The organism is Pseudomonas syringae (genome assembly GCF_021605415.1).
In the GTDB taxonomy this organism is placed as follows: Bacteria; Pseudomonadota; Gammaproteobacteria; order Pseudomonadales; family Pseudomonadaceae; genus Aquipseudomonas; species Aquipseudomonas syringae_S.
In genome coordinates this window covers 1-18,782 of sequence record NZ_WKEQ01000044.1, presented here as the reverse complement: position 1 = coordinate 18,782, position 18,782 = coordinate 1, and the positions used below count along the sequence as shown (strand labels likewise).

At 57.0% G+C, this 18,782-nt stretch carries 13 protein-coding genes and 1 pseudogene; 8 read left to right on the top strand and 6 right to left on the bottom strand.

Annotation, left to right across the window (positions count from 1 at the left end):
* Position 1 precedes the first annotated feature (1 nt).
* The 6 genes from GIW69_RS23185 to GIW69_RS23160 are packed head-to-tail and all read right to left on the bottom strand — an operon-like array spanning position 2 to position 7,391.
* The gene (locus GIW69_RS23185) at positions 2-1,009 is read right to left on the bottom strand and encodes a chemotaxis response regulator protein-glutamate methylesterase (protein ID WP_236485096.1); all 1,008 of its coding nucleotides are present in this window, start codon (positions 1,007-1,009) and stop codon (positions 2-4) included.
* Positions 1,006-3,288, bottom strand: coding sequence for a hybrid sensor histidine kinase/response regulator (locus tag GIW69_RS23180; protein ID WP_236485095.1), 2,283 nt, complete (start codon positions 3,286-3,288; stop codon positions 1,006-1,008). Before GIW69_RS23180 ends, GIW69_RS23185 begins: the two co-directional genes overlap by 4 nt.
* Positions 3,285-3,968, bottom strand: coding sequence for a chemotaxis protein CheW (locus tag GIW69_RS23175; RefSeq protein WP_236485094.1), 684 nt, complete (start codon positions 3,966-3,968; stop codon positions 3,285-3,287). Before GIW69_RS23175 ends, GIW69_RS23180 begins: the two co-directional genes overlap by 4 nt.
* Positions 3,965-5,236 carry a CheR family methyltransferase gene (locus tag GIW69_RS23170; RefSeq protein WP_236485093.1) on the bottom strand — a complete coding sequence of 424 codons (1,272 nt, stop codon included), beginning with the start codon at positions 5,234-5,236 and terminating at the stop codon, positions 3,965-3,967. The genes GIW69_RS23175 and GIW69_RS23170 overlap by 4 nt, the downstream gene beginning before the upstream one ends.
* Positions 5,233-5,769: a chemotaxis protein CheW gene (locus GIW69_RS23165; protein WP_236485092.1), complete on the bottom strand. Its 537-nt coding sequence runs from the start codon at positions 5,767-5,769 to the stop codon at positions 5,233-5,235. The genes GIW69_RS23170 and GIW69_RS23165 overlap by 4 nt, the downstream gene beginning before the upstream one ends.
* Positions 5,769-7,391, bottom strand: a complete 1,623-nt coding sequence (locus tag GIW69_RS23160; RefSeq protein WP_236485091.1) for a HAMP domain-containing methyl-accepting chemotaxis protein — start codon at positions 7,389-7,391, stop codon at positions 5,769-5,771. Before GIW69_RS23160 ends, GIW69_RS23165 begins: the two co-directional genes overlap by 1 nt.
* Positions 7,392-7,811: 420 nt before the next feature.
* Here GIW69_RS23160 and GIW69_RS23155 point away from each other — a divergent pair, with 420 nt between their 5' ends.
* The 8 genes and pseudogenes from GIW69_RS23155 to GIW69_RS23125 all read left to right on the top strand — a co-directional run.
* Positions 7,812-8,327 (top strand): Hcp family type VI secretion system effector, encoded by a 516-nt coding sequence (locus GIW69_RS23155; RefSeq protein ID WP_236485090.1) that lies wholly within the window; start codon positions 7,812-7,814, stop codon positions 8,325-8,327.
* 135 nt (positions 8,328-8,462) lie between these two features.
* A complete protein-coding gene (locus GIW69_RS23150; protein WP_236485089.1) occupies positions 8,463-10,505 on the top strand; it encodes a type VI secretion system Vgr family protein in 2,043 nt (680 codons plus the stop codon).
* The gene (locus tag GIW69_RS23145) at positions 10,495-11,238 is read left to right on the top strand and encodes a DUF4123 domain-containing protein (RefSeq protein ID WP_236485088.1); all 744 of its coding nucleotides are present in this window, start codon (positions 10,495-10,497) and stop codon (positions 11,236-11,238) included. The genes GIW69_RS23150 and GIW69_RS23145 overlap by 11 nt, the downstream gene beginning before the upstream one ends.
* Positions 11,235-16,037, top strand: coding sequence for an RHS repeat-associated core domain-containing protein (locus GIW69_RS23140; protein ID WP_236485087.1), 4,803 nt, complete (start codon positions 11,235-11,237; stop codon positions 16,035-16,037). The genes GIW69_RS23145 and GIW69_RS23140 overlap by 4 nt, the downstream gene beginning before the upstream one ends.
* A 5-nt stretch (positions 16,038-16,042) precedes the next feature.
* Entirely contained in the window at positions 16,043-16,435 is a 393-nt protein-coding gene (locus GIW69_RS23135; protein ID WP_236485086.1) for an Imm50 family immunity protein, read from the top strand.
* Between the two features lie 769 nt (positions 16,436-17,204).
* Positions 17,205-17,594, top strand: coding sequence for an Imm50 family immunity protein (locus GIW69_RS23130; RefSeq protein WP_236485085.1), 390 nt, complete (start codon positions 17,205-17,207; stop codon positions 17,592-17,594).
* A gap of 93 nt (positions 17,595-17,687) precedes the next feature.
* Positions 17,688-17,834 (top strand): DUF2247 family protein, encoded by a 147-nt coding sequence (locus GIW69_RS26475; RefSeq protein WP_496570951.1) that lies wholly within the window; start codon positions 17,688-17,690, stop codon positions 17,832-17,834.
* Between the two features lie 767 nt (positions 17,835-18,601).
* A pseudogene (locus GIW69_RS23125) lies at positions 18,602-18,782 on the top strand (hypothetical protein); the annotation flags it as partial.

Here is an 18,782-nt window from a genome sequence, read left to right as displayed (position 1 = left end):
ATCATGAAAAAATCTCCAGCAATCGTGGTGCTATCTTGAGCAAGGGACGGATTTCCACGGCTGCATCAATGGCCGCTGCGGCCTTGGGCATGCCGTAAACCGCGCTGCTTTGCTGATCCTGCGCGATGGTCAGGTAACCCTGTTGGCGCAAGAGCTTAAGCCCTTGGGCACCGTCGCGTCCCATCCCAGTCAATAAAACGCCTACTGCATCACCCTTCCAATGATTGGCGACGCTCTCGAAAAACACATCGATCGAGGGCCGATAGATCTCGTTGACCGGCTCGGCCGTATAAGAAAGCGTGCCGTTCTTGAGCAAACGAATGTGGTGATTGGTGCCCGCCAGCAACACCGTGCCGCTCTGCGGCGTTTCACCTTCGCGCGCCAGTCGCACGTCCAGGCCGCTGGCACTGGCGAGCCATTCGGCCATGCCGGCGGCGAACACCTGATCGACATGCTGCACCAGGACAATCGCCGCCGAAAAATTGCGCGGCAGGCCTTTGAGCAACATTTCCAGCGCCGCCGGCCCGCCCGCCGAAGAGCCGATGGCGACAAGCCGCTGAGGCGAAGCCGAGCCGCGCGGCGAACTGGGCGCGACCTGCGAGCGCCCGGGTTTATCACCGATCAGCCAGCCGATGTTGAGGATCTTGCGCAGCAACGGCGCCGCCGCTTCCTGGGGATTGCCGGCGCCGAGGGCCGGCGTGTCGACCACGTCCAGCGCGCCGTAGCCCATGGCTTCGAACACCCGGTGCACGTTCTGCTGGCGATCCACGGTGACAATGACAATCGCGCACGGGCTCTCGGCCATGATCCGCCGCGTGGCTTCGACGCCGTCCATCACCGGCATGATCAGATCCATCAGGATCAGATCCGGCGTATTGGCAGCGCACAACTGCACCGCTTCCAGACCGTTGTACGCCACCCAGACCACTTGGTGCGCCGGCTCGAACGCCAGCGACCGGCGCAGTGCTTCTACCGCCAGCGGCATATCGTTGACGATTGCGATCTTCATGCCCGCGCTCCTCCGATGAGCTCCACCACCGCATCGAGCAGGGCGTCGTCATGAAAACTGGCCTTGGCTAGATAATAGTCGGCGCCGGCGTCCAGTCCACGGCGGCGATCCTCCTCACGATCCTTGTAGGACACGACCATCACCGGCAGCGATTGCAGACGGTTGTCCCGACGCAGCAGCGACACCAGTTCGATGCCGTCCATGCGCGGCATGTCGATGTCAGTGATGAGCAGGTCGAAGTCTTCTGAGCGCAGGGCATTCCAGCCGTCCATACCGTCCACTGCCACCGCCACGTCGTAGCCGCGATTGAGCAGCAGCTTGCGTTGCAACTCGCGCACGGTCAGGGAATCGTCGACCACCAGCACTCGCTTGCGCGCCGCTTCCGCCGCTTGCTGGCCGTGGCGGGCGATGCGCTCCAGGCGTCCGGTGTTGAGCAATTTGTCCACGGATCGCAGCATGTCTTCGACGTCGATGATCAGTACCACTCGGCCATCGTCGAGCAAGGCACCGGCGGAAATGTCCTGCACTTTGCCCAGACGCTCATCCAGCGGCAACACCACCAGGGTGCGCTCGCCGATAAAGCGTTCGACCGCCACGCCGTAAATCGCATCGCGCTCGCGGATTACCACGACTTTAAGCGTGTCGCCGCTGTTCTGGCTCGCCGGGCGCTGCAACAACTGGCTGGCGGCAACGAGTCCGACATGGCGGCCTTCGTGCCAGAAATGCTGACGTCCTTCAACCTGCACAATGTCGTCGGGTTCGAGGTCGCACATGCGTTCGATGTGCGCCAGCGGAAACGCGTAGGCCTCTTCGCCGACTTCGACCACCAGGCTGCGCACCACCGACAGGGTCAGTGGCACTTCCAGATGGAAACGGCTGCCCTCGCCCGCCACTTGCTCCAGCACCACGGCGCCGTGCAACTGACGCACCATATGCTGCACCGCGTCGAGGCCGACACCTCGGCCGGACACTTCGGTGACCGTGTCGCGCAGGCTGAAGCCCGGCAGGAACAGGAAGGTCAGCAGTTCGTCTTCGCTCAACTGCGCGGCGGTGTCGGCCGGGGACAACTGGCGCTCGACGATGCTGCGGCGAACTTTTTCCAGATCCACGCCATGGCCGTCGTCACTCAGTTCCAGCACCAGCAAACCCGCCTGATGAGCGACGCGCAGGCGAATCAGACCTTCTTCCGGTTTGCCGGCCAGCAGCCGCTGCTGCGGCGATTCGATGCCGTGATCGACGGCGTTGCGCAACAAGTGCGTGAGCGGCGCTTCGAGTTTTTCCAGGACGTCGCGATCAACCTGGGTTTTCTCGCCTTCGATCTCCAGCCGCACCTGTTTGCCGAGGCTGCGGCCGAGGTCGCGCACCATGCGCACCTGACCGCTCAGGACATCGGCAAACGGGCGCATGCGACAGGCCAGCGCGGTGTCGTAAAGCACTTGGGCGCGCTGGCTCGCCTGCCAGGCGAATTCATCCAGCTCGGCGTTTTTTTCCGCCAGCAGTTGTTGGGCCTCGGCGAGCAAACGACGAGCATCGCCGAGCGCTTCATGGGCTTCGAGGCCGAGAGCGTGATCCTTGAGATGCACATTCAGGCTTTCGAGGGCGCGCAAGCTGTTGCTCTGCATGCGCTTGAGCCGCTGCATCGTCGCCAGATGCGGTTTGAGGCGCTGGGTTTCGACGAGGGATTTGCTCGACAGGTCGAGAAGGCTGTTCAGGCGTTCGGCGGTAACCCGCAGTACACGCTCGCCCCCCTCAGTGGCGCGCCTGGTCTTGCGTGGCGCGTCTTGCAACTCGGCAACCGGGGCCGGGATTTCGGCTGCCGCTGCCGGCGCGACCGGGGCTTGCGGCACCCGTTCGACCATCGGCACTGGCGCGGGCGTGATCGGCGCCAGTGCCGGATCCAGCAGGCGCCCCATCAACGCTACGTAGCCTTCAATCTCGGGCGGCTGCGGACTGTTTGCAGGCGTCGCGATGCGCATCAGCAAATCGGTGCCCTGCAGCAAGGCATCGATGTGCTCCGGGCGCAGCAACAACCGCCCTTCCTGCGCGCTGACCAGACAATCTTCCATCACGTGGGCAACGCTGACGCCGCTGTCGATGCCAACGATCCGCGCCGCCCCTTTGAGCGAGTGCGCCGCGCGCATGCATGACTCCAGATGATCGGCCTGGGTCGGATTGCGCTCAAGCGCCAGCAGCCCGGCGCTGAGCACTTGGGTCTGGGCTTCGGCTTCGAGGCTGAACAGCTCGAGCAACGAGGCATCGCGCATTTGCTCGGGGGTCATGTCAGGCTCCGGGTCACGGCGGACATCAACTGTTCTTCATCCAGCCAGCGCAGGCTGCGACCTTTGAATTGCAAGACGCCACGGGTGTATTTGGCGCTGGATTGCGCCCCCGAGCGCGACGCGGCTTCGAGCACGCGCTCGTCGATGGCGTGGATGCCATCGACTTCATCCACCGGCACCACCACGGGCCCGCCATGAGCAGCAATGATCAACATGCGCGGCATGACGCGCCCATTACTGGCTGGGACGTGGCCGACATCCAGATCGAGCAATTCCACCAGTGACAGACACGCCACCAGCGCGCCGCGCACATTCGCAACGCCTTGCAGGGCGCGGGAACGCTGGTGCGGCAGCGAATGAATCGTCTGCATCGGCGCCACTTCCACCAGACTGCGCGTGGCCAGAGCGAGCCATTCTTCGCCGAGACGGAACATCAGCAATGAACGGGTTTTCAGGTCGGTTTCGACGTGTGTCGCCACCGAATCTCGCCCGTCCTGCTGCAAGGCGTAGCGATCCAGCAGACGCGTCGCGGCGGAGGAATACACCGAACAATTGCGGCAATGAATGTGTTCGTCGAGCAGCGGGCAGGATCTGTCGCCGCGAATACCGATGCGGTTCCAGCAATCGTCGATGGCCCGGGCGTCGACATGGGTGACGTTAAAAGTGTCGGACGAAGTCATCGTTTACGCTCGCTGTCGGCGGTGCGCGCGCTGCGGGCGGCACGTTCCTGCAATCGTCGGGCGCCCGCCGTATCGCCCTGGGATTGCAGCAAGGCGGCCAGGTGCATCAGCGCTTCGGGATGTTGTGGTTCGAGGTACAAGGCCTTGCGGTAGTAGTTCTGCGCTTCGAGCGCCAGCCCGGCGACATCGCTGAGCAGACCGAGCCAGTAAAACACCTGAGCCACCGGTTCGTGGCTGCGCAAGTAGCTTTCGCATGCCGCGCGGGCCTCGGCGCTTTTGCCTTCGTTGGCCAGGGCGGCGATCTGGGCCAGCATCGTCGTGGCGTCGGTGTTCGGTTTTCGATTGCTGACGGGCGACGGCACCGAAGCGGCAAACGGACGGATGCGCACGGGCGGCACGGGCACACCGCGCACCGGCAGTGGTTTCGGCGTCGGCACCAGCAGCACGGGTGGCGGCAGTTCCGGCGTTGGCTCGCTGTGACGACTGAAGGCGAACGACTGCGCAATGCCGATCGAACGCATGCCCAGCCGCCCGAGCAGACTGCCCTCGGCCGGCCCGATAAACAGCACGCCATCGACGTGGGTCAAACGCTTGAGCACCTCGAACACCTGGCGTTGGGTCGCTTGATCGAAGTAGATCAGCAGGTTGCGACAGAACACAAAATCGAACGGCGGCTGGTTGGCCAACAGCGTCGGGTCGAGGACGTTGCCCACTTGCAAACGCACCTGCTCACGGACGTTGTCATCCAGTCGATAGCCGTCCTGCTCCGCTGTGAAATATCGCTCGCGATAGGTGAGATCTTCACCGCGAAACGAGTTATTGCCGTAACGCCCGCGCCGGGCCTTGTCCACCGATAGCGGACTGACGTCCATGCCATCGACCTTGAACTGATGCGGTTCGAGCCCGGCGTCGAACAACGCCATGGCGATCGAATAGGGTTCTTCGCCGGTCGAGCATGGCAGGCTGAGAATCCGCAACGCGCGCAAGTTATTCAGTTCAGCCAGACGCGTGCGCGCCAGCCTGCCGAGGGTTTCGAACGATTCCGGGTAACGGAAAAACCACGTCTCCGGGACAATCACCGCTTCGATCAGCGCTTGCTGTTCGTCCCGTGAAGCTTGCAGGCGCTGCCAGTAGTCCTCGGCATCAGCGGCATCGGCGCTGGTCATGCGTTGGCGCACAGCGCGCTCAATGATTGCGGGGCCGACCGAGGCGACATCGAGGCCGATGCTCTCCTTGAGGAAATCGAAAAACCGTTGATCGCCGCTCATGCCAGCGCCTCCAGCCGCGCCGGATCCAGCGGCGGCGTCGGATACAGCAAGGCGCGCACGGATTCATTCAGCAAATCGCCAACCCGTACCCACTGCACCAGGCCCTGCGCATCTTCGCGCACCGGCCCCAGATAGGGCGCCTGCGGATTGTCGAGGCCGTAGGGCTGAAAGTCCGTCGGATGACAGCGCAGGGTGTCGGTGGCTTGTTCGAGGATCAGGCCGAGCCATTGCATCGGCTGATTGTCGTCAGGACGGTAATGCACCAGCACCAGGCGCGTGCTGGTGCGTGCTTGCGCAGGCTTGCCGAACGTCAGCCTGCTCAGGTCGATCACCGGCACCACGCTGCCCCGATAAGCAAAGACGCCCGCCACCCATTCCGGCGCCTGGGCAATCGGCTTCAACGGCAAGCGCGGCAACACTTCTGCCACCTCCGTGGCGCGCAGGGCATAGCGCTCGTTGCCGATGCAAAACAGCAGGAACAACGCCTGCTTCGCCACCGGCGCGGCGTTGCGTTTGGCCGCCAGTTCGTTCATCAGACTTTGAATCGCGAAACGCCGCTGCGCAGCCCGACGGCTACCTGGCTCAGTTCATCGATGGCGAAACTGGCCTGACGCAACGACTCGACCGTCTGGCTGCTGGCGTCGCCCAACTGCACCAGCGCGTGGTTGATCTGCTCGGCGCCGGTGGCCTGGGCCTGCATGCCTTCGTTGACCATCAACACGCGCGGCGCCAGGGCCTGCACCTGATGAATGATCTGCGACAACTGCTCGCCGACTTGCTGCACCTCGGACATGCCGCGTCGCACTTCTTCGGAAAACTTGTCCATGCCCATCACTCCAGCGGACACCGCCGACTGAATCTCACGCACCATTTGCTCGATGTCATAAGTGGCGACGGCGGTCTGATCGGCCAGACGCCGCACTTCGGTAGCAACCACGGCAAACCCGCGACCATATTCGCCGGCCTTTTCGGCTTCGATGGCGGCGTTCAGGGACAGCAGGTTGGTTTGATCGGCGACCTTGACGATGGTTACGACCACCTGGTTGATGTTGCCGGCTTTCTCGTTGAGGATCGCCAGTTTGGCGTTGACCAGATCGGCCGCGCCCATCACCGAGTGCATGGTGTCTTCCATGCGCGCCAGACCTTGCTGACCGGAACCGGCGGCGACCGAAGCCTGATCGGCAGCGGTGGACACTTCGGTCATGGTGCGTACCAGATCACGGGAGGTCGCGGCGATCTCGCGAGACGTCGCGCCGATTTCCGTGGTGGTCGCGGCGGTTTCGGTGGCCGTGGCTTGCTGCTGCTTGGACGTGGCGGCGATCTCGGTCACCGAGGTGGTCACTTGCACCGACGAACGCTGGGCCTGGGACACCAGCGACGTCAGCTCGGTCATCATGTCGTTGAAGCCGGTTTCCACCGCGCCGAATTCGTCTTTTCGGTCAAGGTTCAAGCGGCTGCTCAGATCGCCCGTACGCATGATGTCGAGGATTTTCACGATGCGGTTCATCGGCGCCATAATCGCGCGCATCAACAGCAGACCGCACAGGCCGGCGGCGAGCACCGCAACCAGCAGCGACAGAAGCATGCTGACTTTGGCCGCCGACACGGAGTCATCAATGGCGACCATGGCGTTGTCGGCGACTGCCTTGTTCTGGCGGATGATGTCGTTGAGTTTCATACGACCGACGAGCCAGGCCGGTGTCATTTTCTCGTTAAACAACCGGATGGCTTGGTCAGCCTGGTTGCCTTGGAGCAGGTCGAGCACGGCGGCCTGCTCGCGGTAGAAATCCTGAACGTTTTTTTCAAACACCGCGAACTCGGTCTTGTCTTCGTCGGTGGTGACGGTGTTGCGGTAATTGGCCATCTGTTCCTGAAGACGCTGGTCGAAGGCTTTGAAGTCGGCCGAATCCTCGGCGCTGATGCCCTGCCCTCGCTTCAGTCCGAGCAATTCCTGAGTTCTCAGGTAGCTGTCGACCCAGGCGCTGCGAATCATCGAACTGTAATAAACCCCCGGCAGCGCATCGTCACGCACGCTGTGTTCACTGGCTTCGATCTTCAGCAGCCGTGAGTACGAGACGACGACCATGAGCAGCATGATGGCGATAATCACCGCAAAGCTCGCCAAAATGCGTTGGCGCAACGTCCAGTTCTTCACAGTCAGTCCTCGGGGGGTGGGTCGAAATGCGGGGGAGTATAGCCGAGGGCGGTGCTTCACTTATAAGACGCTTTCGCTCCTCCAATCCTGTTGAGTGGAACCCGAATGATCGAGGATGCGCAAGTGCGCAACTTCTTGCGCAGTCAATTGTGGGAAGGCAGCACATGGCATTGCTGCAGGCCACGTTCTTTCTAGCCTGCAGCCAAGTGCGCAACTTCTTGCGCAGTACTGCGCAAGAAGTTGCGCACCTTTTAATCCGACGGTGATTGAAAGACGCCTCGTCCTGACGGGAAATCCTCTGCAAGCCCTGCCCCACGGGCGTTGATTAAAACCTGGCACGCTCCTTGATAAAGCTCTCGCCACCCACCGGGCGATTTCGCCTCCCGGGCACCCTCAATTTATCCGCAAGGAGAGCATCCCATGGCAACACCAGCGTACATGTCCATCACTGGCGAAAAACAAGGCCTGATCACTGCCGGCGCATTCACCGCCGACTCCGTGGGCAACACCTTCCAGGAAGGCCACGAAGACCAAGTCATGGTTCAGGCTTTCCACCACGACGTGATCATCCCGCGTGACCCACAGTCCGGCCAGCCAACCGGCCAGCGCGTTCACAAACCAGTGAAAATCACCAAGGTTTTCGACAAGTCCTCGCCACTGCTGCAAGCGGCCCTGACCTCCGGCGAGCGCCTGAGCAAAGTTGAAATCCAGTGGTACCGCACTTCGGCTCAAGGTACCCAAGAGCACTACTACACCACCGTTCTGGAAGACGCGATCCTCGTTTCCTCCAAGGACTACATGCACAACTGCCAGGATCCAAACAACGCGCATTTCACGCACCTGGAAGACATTGAAATGACCTACCGCAAAATCACCTGGACCCACGAAGTATCCGGTACTTCGGGTTCCGATGACTGGCGTGCTCCAGTCGTTTAATTACGGCTGATCGTTTCAAGCATCGGCCAGCTCTGCTGGTCGATGTCGTTTACGCCCCTCCAGAATTTCGCGTAGGTTGAGCGCCCGTTTTCGGGTATTCGACTAAACGCCGCTACACAGCACGAGGAACAAGGGATGTTCGCGCCGGCCAATCAGACTCACTTTGCCCTGACCATTGAGGGCCTGGAAAATGACCTCCAGGTGCTTTCGCTCACCGGTCGGGAAGCCATCAGCCAGCCATTCGTGTTCGAGGTGGCGCTGGTCAGTGAAAAGCCCGCGCTGGATCTCGAAACCCTGCTGCATAAACCAGCCTTCCTGCAACTGTCGCCTGACGGCAGCGGCATCCACGGCCAGATCTACCGCGCCGCGCAAGGCGATTCCGGCAAGCGCCTGACGCGCTACTCCGTGACCCTGCGCCCGCAGCTGTCTTACCTGGCGCACCGGATCAACCAGCGCATTTTCCAGAACCTCAGCGTGCCGAAGATCATCGGCCAGGTGCTGGAAGAGCACGGCATCCAGGGCAATGCCTACGAATTCAAGGTCGGTTCGATCTATCCCGAGCGCATTTACTGCGTGCAATACGACGAGTCGGATCTGCACTTCGTCCAGCGCCTGTGCGAAGAAGAAGGCATCCACTACCACTTCGAACACAGCGCCACCGCGCACAAACTGGTGTTCGGCGACGACCAGACGGTGTTCCCGAAACTCGCGCCCGTGGCCTATCAGCAAGACTCCGGCATGGTCGCCAACGACCCGGTGATCAAGCGCTTCGACCTGCGCCTGGAAACCCGCACCAGCCGCACCACGCGCCGCGACTACGACTTCGAAAAACCGCGCCTGACCCTCGAAAGCGATAAACGCGGCGACGCCGTGCCCGACCTCGAAGACTACGATTACCCGGGCCGTTTCATCGACCGCGAGCGCGGCAAACACTTGGCCACCCGCGCCCTCGAGCGCCACCGCAGCGATTTTCAGCTCGCCGAAGGCAAAAGCGATCAACCGTTGCTGGTCAGCGGCCACTTCCTGGCCCTGACCCAACACCCCAAAGCCAAGTGGAACGACCTCTGGCTGCTCACTGAAATTCTGCACGAAGGTAAACAGCCACAAGTGCTCGAAGAGTCGGTGACCAGCGACACCACCGCGCTCAAAGACGATTTCCACCAGGGCTATCGCAACCGCTTTCAAGCCACCCCGTGGGACGTGCCGAACCGCCCGCCGCTGAACCACCCGAAGCCGCGCATCCTCGGCAGCCAGAGCGCCGTGGTCACCGGCCCGCAAGGTGAAGAAATCCACTGCGACCAGTACGGCCGCGTCAAAGTGCAGTTCCACTGGGATCGCGAAGGCCAGGCCGACGACAAAACCAGCTGCTGGCTACGCGTCTCCTCAGCCTGGGCCGGCGCCCAGTACGGCGGCATCGCCATCCCGCGCATCGGCATGGAAGTCCTCGTCACCTTCCTCGAAGGCGACCCCGACCAGCCGCTGATCACCGGTTGCCTGTACCACAAGGAAAACATCGTCCCCTACCCGCTGCCGGCGAACAAAACCCGCACCACCTTCAAAACCCTCAGCTCCATGGGCGGCGGCGGTTACAACGAACTGCGCATCGAAGACAAAAAAGGCCAGGAACAAATCTTCCTGCACGCCCAGCGCGACTGGGATGAAAACGTCGAGCACGACCAGAAAATCCGCGTCGGCAACGAGCGCCACGATACGGTCGAACAGAATAGCTACAGCGAATTCAAGGCCGAAGAACACCACACCGTCTACGCCGACCGCAAAGTAGAAACCCGCGCCAACGACCACCTCACCGTCGGTGTGAATCAGCACATCAAGATCGGTACCGGGCAATTCATTGATGCGGGCCAGGAGATCCACCTGAGCAGCGGCATGAAGGTAGTGCTGGAGGCTGGCAGTGAACTGACGCTGATCGGTGGCGGGAGTTTTATCAAGATCGATGGCGGTGGCGTGACGCTGAGCGGGCCGGTGATCAATGTGAATTCCGGGGGCAGTCCGGGGAATGGCACCGGTGCGGCGCCACTCATGCCCGGCGTCCTCAAACAGGCCGATGCCGACAAGGCCGGCCAGGTTCTGACCCCGGCCCAGATCAACACCCTCAAACGTAACGCTCCGTTCTGCGAAGAATGCGAAAAATGCAAGGCAGGTGTCTGTGCCGTCTGATCGAATCACACCTCAGCAATGGCTGGCTGAACAGCCACTGGAAAAAGACCAGCGCCTGTACCTGATCATCAGCGCCGCCAGTGATGCCGATGCCCTGAAGTCCTTGTACCTCAACGACCCGGCCACCCAACTCATACCGATCTGGGGCGACACCCCCTACGCCAGTTGGCAACCGGTGATGCCCTACGTCACCGAGCTGAAAGCCAACTCAGCGTTTCTGAAATGGATCGAGCAGACCGATGCCCTTGACTGGGGCTGGCTCGCCGTCTCCCGCTCGGAACCGAACGAAGTGTTCGAACACCTGCGCAGCCTGACCCAAGTGAAAATGCCAAACGGGACGGAGGTGTTCTTCCGTTTTTGGGATGGGCGGCATATCTACCCGATCCTTAAAGGGCTGGGCGAGTCGGCGGGGGAACTGATGCCGATGTTTGAGCGGTTCTTGATTAATGGACAGGTGTTGGAGGTTGGTGCGAGGGCCTTGCCGAAGGCGAGGGACTGGCCGTGGTGGGAGGTGCCGAAGAAGTTGCTGGATGGGTTGATGGCGGAAAATCCATCCACTGTTATCGGCAACATGATGCAGTGGCTGCTCGATGAACATGCCGATCTGTACTTCTCGTTTCCCGAGTCGAATTTGCAACAAAAAGTGGCGCGCTTCGTAAAACGTACGCCGCTCACGGAAGAAAATTTTGCGGGCCTGTTGAAGGCCCATTTGGAAAAAGAGGTGACTGCATGAGCATTTTGATGGGTGAGATTGTTGGCAATCTCAACGCGAAACAACCTGATGCTCAGGCCATCATCGGCGACTTCAAAAAGTGCCTGACGGATTACCGTGAACACGCTGAAGCCTGGTATGGCGGCGTGCTGGATGCCGAGCAACAGTTCAAGGTCGGTGACGAAGTCGGTACTGCGGACAAGGACAGCAAAAAGGAAAATACCCTTTATGCCAACTGTCCGGCCAACGGCAAACTCACACTGGTACACAGCTTCGAATCCGCGCGCTTTGTCCCGATCGGCAACACCCCGGTGCGTTTGGTGCCTGTGGTGGATGGCCGGTTCATTGGCAAGAATGAGGCAGGGCCTGAGATCAATAAGATCATCGACTCGACCGGGATTCTGGAAGTCACGGGCCTCACACCCAATCAGCAATACAAAATCACCTTCTTTCCCAACCCCACCCGTGCGCAGATCGACAGCCTGTTCAACTCCTATCAAGGGGTAATCGGCGAGCTGAGTGGCTGGTTGCAGACCGAATGGAGCACCAGTTTCCTTCCACTCTGGCAGGCACATACCGACGCCTCAATGGGTGGCCGTGTTCTGCAAGAACTGGAAGCTGCTTGGGAAGGATTTCTCAAAGCGATCATGGGTCTGTGGGGCGATATCAAAAGCCTTTACGACCTCGTTGCGCACCCTCGCGAAAACTACGAAAAACTGAAAAAGTTTTTCACGGAGGAGCAGATCAAGAAGATCTATGACGCCTCCGCAGATGCCATTCACACCGCTCTGTTGATTGCCAGCGACGAACCACTGATGTGGATCTACGTTGCAGCCATCATGGCTTGGGTGAAGATGCTTCCGCCGCAAACCTGCACGGAAGTGCTGGCACAGATGACGACGGAATTCCTGCTGAACATCCTGGTAGGCGTGGTGCTGACCGGTGGTCTTGGCTTGGCGGTTCGCGTCGGTACGAAGGTCGTTAAAGCCACACAAAACAGCGGGAAGGTGGTGAAGCTGATCGAGGACTTCACCGGCATGCTGATGAAAGTCAGCAAGACCAAGGCCGCTCCGCATGCCGAGGCGTCCCGCCCCTTACTGCTCAATGGCAATTCGGCGTTTAATCCCGCGCGCAAAGCCAACGTCGAGATCGCGCCGCCAAAACCGGCCGAAACAGCGACAGCACCAAAAAAGAAACCGCCAGTGAGTGGCGGAAAAGTGGAGACCGACGCCCAGGTTCAAGCACGCGCCAAGACCGAATCCGCTACTCGGGTAGAGCAAAAGGAGCACGTCGACAACGCACCCGATCAATCGAAAAACCCTGCAAACGAACCGGCACAATGTTCCAAAGACACGTGTACCGGCGGTGAACCCGTTTCGATGGTTACCGGCGAAGAACTCCTGACCCTCACCGATGGCGAACTCGTTGGTGTATTGCCCTTCGAATGGACGCGCCTGTATCGAAGCAGTGCCGTTGAGATCGACAGCCGTCTCGGCCACGGCTGGAGTCACTCACTGTCGCATCGCTTGCAACTCGATGATGAGGGGGTTTTGTGGACGGACAATGAAAACCGTCAGACCCGCTTCCCGATGCCGACCGAGCAACGGCCAGCCATCACCAATAGCTTGGCCGAGGCCGCGATTTACCTCGGCACCGCACCCGAAGAACTGATTCTGACCCAAGCCGGGCCAAAGGCGCGTTTCTATCATTTCCGCGCCGGGCGCTTGACGACTATCAGCGACGCCTACGACAACAAACTGCATATCACTTATGACTTCGTCGGCCGTATTCAGCGTATCGACAACGGCGCTGGCCGCGCCCTGCTCTTGCGATATGACGACCGTCACATCGCCGCTGTCGATCAACAGCAGCAACGCGCCGAATACGATGATCGCGGTGAACGCCAGGATCCTTGGCTAACGATTCAAACCCTTGTCACCTACCACTACAACTCGCGCAACCAGCTCATATCGTCGGTTAACGCTGTAGGTGAAACGGAGCATTACCGCTACAACGACCAGCACGTCATTCTCGAGCGACAACTGGCTGGCGGCGCAGCGTTCTTTTGGGCATGGGAGCGCGAAGGCAAGCTTTCCCGTTGCGTGCATCACTGGGCCAACTACGCGCAGTTGGAGCAGCGCTACGAGTGGGACGACAAGGGCCAAGTGACGGTATACAACGCCGACGGCAGTGAACTTGTTTATGTGCATGACGAAAATGCCCGTCTGATCAGCGAAACGGCACCCGACGGTGCGCAGACGCAAAATGCGTATGACGATCAGGGACGCCTTGTCGCGGTGAAGGATCCGATGGGTGCTGTCACCGAGTATCAATACAGCGATGCCGGACGCTTGATGGCCGTCATTCCGCCAGAAGATGAACCTACCCGTTACAACTATTTCAACGGCCAGCTCATTGATGTGCAGCGCGGCAAAGCCCGCTGGCAGTACGACCGTAACCGGCAAGGCGACATCACCAAACAGATCGACCCTGACGGCAACGAAACCAGCTACAGCTACGACCGCCAGGGTCGCTTGCTGGAAATCCGTCATCCCGACGGCAGCCGTCATCAGTTGGGCTGGAACAATCTCGGCCAACTGATAGAAGAACGGCTGCCCGATGGCGGGCAACGCAAGTACCGTTACGATGCGCTTGGCCGGCAGATCACGCGCCAGGACGAAACCGGTGCCATCACCCAATACCAATGGGACGCGGTCGATCGCTTGATCCAGGTTTCCCTGCCCGGCGGGGCTACCCGCGCTTTCAGCTATAACCCGTACGGCCGCGTGACCGCCGAACGGGATGAACTGGGTCGCGTCACCCGTTACGAGTATGCCGATAACCTGCATCTGGTAAGTCGTCGCATCAACCCGGATGGCAGCCAGCTCCGCTATCGCTACGACAACAGTTTGTTGAATCTCACCGAAATCGAAAACGAACGCGGCGAGCACTACCACCTCGACTATTTCCCGAATGGCCTGATCCAGCAGGAAACCGGCTTTGACGGACGCCGCACCGCCTACGAATACGACCTCAACGGCCAGTTGCTGAAGAAAACCGAATTCGGCGACGACGGCAGCGAACTGGTCAGCGAATACCAACGCGACGCAGCCGGCCGCTTGCTGGTCAAAACCCTCCCAGACGGCGAGGAAATCCATTACAGCTACGACGCCCTAGGTCGTCTGGTCAACGTCGACGACGGCCACTGGCCCCTCGCCTACGAATACGACCTGCAAGACCGCCTCGTCACCGAACACCAGGGTTGGGGCACGCTTCGCTACGAATACGACAGCGTCGGCCAGCTCAAACACTGCCGCCTCCCCGACGGCAGCAAACTCGACTACCGCCATCAACCCGGCGGCCAGCTAAGCAGCATCGACCTCAATGGCTCGCGCCTGACCAGTCACCAGTTCAGCGCCGGTCGCGAACTCCAGCGCCAACAAGGCCTGCTGCTCAGCCAATATCAGTACGACGAGCAAGGACGCCTGCAAGCGCACAGCGTCAGCCAGCGCGAAAAAAACCTGTTCCAGCGCCGCTACGACTACGACGCCAACGGCAACCTCGCCGGTATCGACGACAGCCGCAAAGGTAAGCGCAGCTACCACTACGACCCACTCGATCGCCTGATCAGCGTGCGCGGCGCCACCCCGGAAAGCTTCGCCCACGACCCGGCGGGCAACCTGCTCGGCCAAAACAACGAAGGCACCGCCAACCTCGCCAACGTCAAAGGCAACCGCCTGCTCATGCAGGGCGACCGCCATTACGACTACGACGCCTACGGCAACCTCGTCCGCGAACGACGCGGCGCCGGGCAAAAACTCGTCACCGAATACCGCTACGACTGCCAACACCGCCTGATCGGCGTAAGCCTGCCGGGCGGCAGCACCGCGTCCTACCAATACGACGCCTTCGGCCGCCGCATCGAAAAAACCGTCGACGGCCACACCACCGAATTCCTCTGGCAAGGTGAACGCCTCATCGCCGAAAGCGCCGACAACCGCTATCGCAGCTACGTCTATGAACCCGGCACCTTCCGCCCCCTCGCCATGCTCGACGGCGAAGGCCCGCTCAAGGCAACGCCGTTCTACTACCAACTCGACCACCTCGGCACACCACAAGAACTCACCGACTACAGCGGCGACATCATGTGGTCCGCCAAATACCGCGCCTACGGCAACCTCGCAGCGCTCGACGTCAGCGAAATCGACAACCCGCTGCGGTTCCAGGGGCAGTATTTCGATGCGGAAACAGGGTTACATTACAACCGCCACCGCTACTACAATCCGGGGACTGGACGGTTTCTGACACCGGATCCGATCAAGCTGGCTGGGGGGTTGAATAACTACCAGTACGTGCCTAACCCTACGGGGTGGGTGGATCCGTTGGGGTTGAATGGGTGTCCTGGTAGCAAGGTCGAGCCACTCGAAACGAAGAAAACTGAACCAGCAACGCCCGAATTGTCTCGCAGTGGTGCGTTTAGAGAAGCGAAGTCAGAAGCTGGAATTCCTAGATCCCAACACCCGGATCCCGTGTTTGATCCTTCGACAGGCAAGACACAGCAATATAAATACGTACGCATGACAGATAAATCAGGTGAAAGTATTCTCAACAGCGATGGAAAACCGATTCTCACGCGAGAATACCAATTCACTCGAGCCGATGGCTCTAAAGTTATTCTTCAAGATCATTCAGCCGGGCATCAATACCATGAACCGGGGAATAAAGGCGATCAAAAAGCTCATTTCAATTTACGTCCGATTGAAAACCCAAGAACTGGTAAAGTTCCTGGGGCAAAAGATCACTATTACTTTAAGGAATAGCACGAATGAATTATTGGAATGAGCTAGACGGAAGTACGTTTTTCAACAAAGTTTTCGGTTCTGACATTGCGATTGGTGAAATTGATCTATTCTCAGTATCAATTGATAACAATAGACCGGTAATAACTTTGGAGTTTGACATTTCTGATTATCCAGTTGCGCCACCTGAAAAGTGGAAAAAGTCAGGATTTAATACATGCCGGATCGGGCTGAATTGCAGCAACATTAAAGACCTGACGATAAAAAATATACCAACACAAAAAAATTTGACCATGAAAATTTTAAGTCAAGATGGGAACTTTAAAATTTCTGCCACCAACGAAGATTCGCTCATTGAGTTTACAACAAGGCACCCTATGCTTTGCGGCCCATCTGCTTATTTGAACCACACTGGATGATATTTACTCACAATTGAATAAATTTAAGTCTGACTGCACAAATAAATATGAAGCAACCAATGGTTAGCGAAGCTCAGGAAAGCATAATACACAATTGCCTACTAGATTTATTAGAATCTTCATCGCTAAACAACGCCAGCTTTCTTCCCAAAGCGCTAGAAAGTATCCTTGATTCACGAGGCTTCGGAATAGAAATGTCCGGAATTTATATTAGTACGGATGACGATTTTGAAAACATACCAGATTACCTTAGGGACGGCATATCTTTTGAGTTCATGGAAAACCATGTTACCCTTCCGTCCAACGAAGCTGTATCCTGCATAATTAGCTGGTGTAAAAAAAAACGTAAAAGATCCAAACCCTACAATACATGAAACATTAAAAAAACTTGAAGAAAAATTTAACTACAGCAACTAGCCCGCACGTACTTCCGCCTACTCCAGACCACACTTGGCAAGAGGCCGATGTAGGCATAAATAATAAGATGCCCCGGAGTAACTAGCCCGATACAAGATTACTTTATTCAAACGATGGGTTGCTCTACATCAAGTTAGTCAGGAACCACTCCAAGCTTTCAGAAAAAAAAGGGAGAGTGATATCTGAAAATCGTAAAAATACTCGAACGATTAAAATCACAGAATGAAAGCTTTAGCAGGGATGAAAAGTTCAGCTACCAGTTGAAGTAATCGATAAATAAAAATCGAACATGCGGAAAAGCAGCTCAAGGAAAGAGAGCATTTAATTATCAACGTCAAGAATGTTATACAGCATGTGGACAAATTATATTTCGAACGACAAACAATGGCCATCCATCTTTGGCGAAAATTACGCTCCAAAAAAAATAAATATTTCTCACACGTTATTGCTGGATAAATCTGTCGTAATTAAGCTCCACTGCCCACTAGAGAACACACCGTGTCCGAAGAAATGGATAGAAAAAAATTATAACGAATGTGAATTTGACCTCACCATCAATGGAGTAATAACGATGGAAATAAATAATTTCAACATCCACGGCTCAATCGAATTAAAAATTGAAAAGACTGGCGACGATTGCAAAATTGAAGTCACAACTTCCAACAACTGCAAAATAACTTGCGAAGCACGACAAGTTTATGTTTCAAACATCAAAGCCTATAACAATGACGGATCAGCATGATTGTCTCTGACGGCATATCACTGGAGCGGCAAATTAAAACCCAGCTAGGCTACCGAAATAACGAAAAAGATTGCATTCGACGGTCGCTACGTTTTGACGAAGGCACCTTGGTTAAATTGGAGAGAGCTTTCAGTTGGGCTTGAAAATGGATATATCGATGAAGAAGGTGTTTCAGACTACATTTGTAAAGCACTTTCAAGCAATAGCTCGAACGAGGTTCTTGAAATCTTATCACGATAGACTCCATTTATAACTGCGCTCCATAAAAGGCGAGGTAATACGAATCCATCGGTCAAACCAAATTTTAAGGAATAAATGAACGACAATAAATTAATTCCACGAAAAGTTTGGTGGGGGGTTGGAAGCGAAATCCTATACTGAGATCGCGCAGGAACTCCCTTCAAATGACAAATCATCTAGAACATGGATAGCAATTTACGCGGCCTATCATTTGAACTTTGAGGATAGATTTCCTGGAGAGTACTAGTACAGTTTTCTAGAGAATGCTAAAAACTCAAAACATGTAATAATCGAATTCAATTTACCAACCAATATACTAGCCCCTCGAGATAGTGTCGGCATTAGCGATGCAACGATAACGAAATGTCAAAACGTAAACACCGAAGAGGAAATTAACGAATTCCTTAATCAAAATAACATAGACCCAGAGCTGTTTACACCTCCATGGACATGTGATTTTCCGCTTGACTAACTTCAACTTTAAATCACAGCGCTTTTATTCAAAGGATTCCGATTCGAATTTTGATTCAGAAAGAAAATAGATTTTTTGACCATATTAGACCTAGCTTATTTGTAGTTTTTTGAACCTAGTTGAAACGCAATCAAAAACCCTAGAAAGGAAAATTGATCCGAGATCGTCACATGAATATAAGTCAGAAGAAAACATACTGGAGCGGAGGTATAGGTAACGGCTCCAACTATCAGCTGCATGGTGACAGTGCATGGTCGAATACACAAACTGCTGCATAAAGTTTTAGGGAGCTGAGATGTTAAAAGCGCCATTTACAGATCTACCCTACAGGCCAAAAATAGACTCACTCCTCGCTGGCCTCGACACTCATTACAAGGATGAAAACTTCAAAAATGAACTATTAAGATTAAATCCAAACAACGTAACAGACCGAACAAAAATTATTAAGGAATATATAATAAAAGATAAAGAATCCC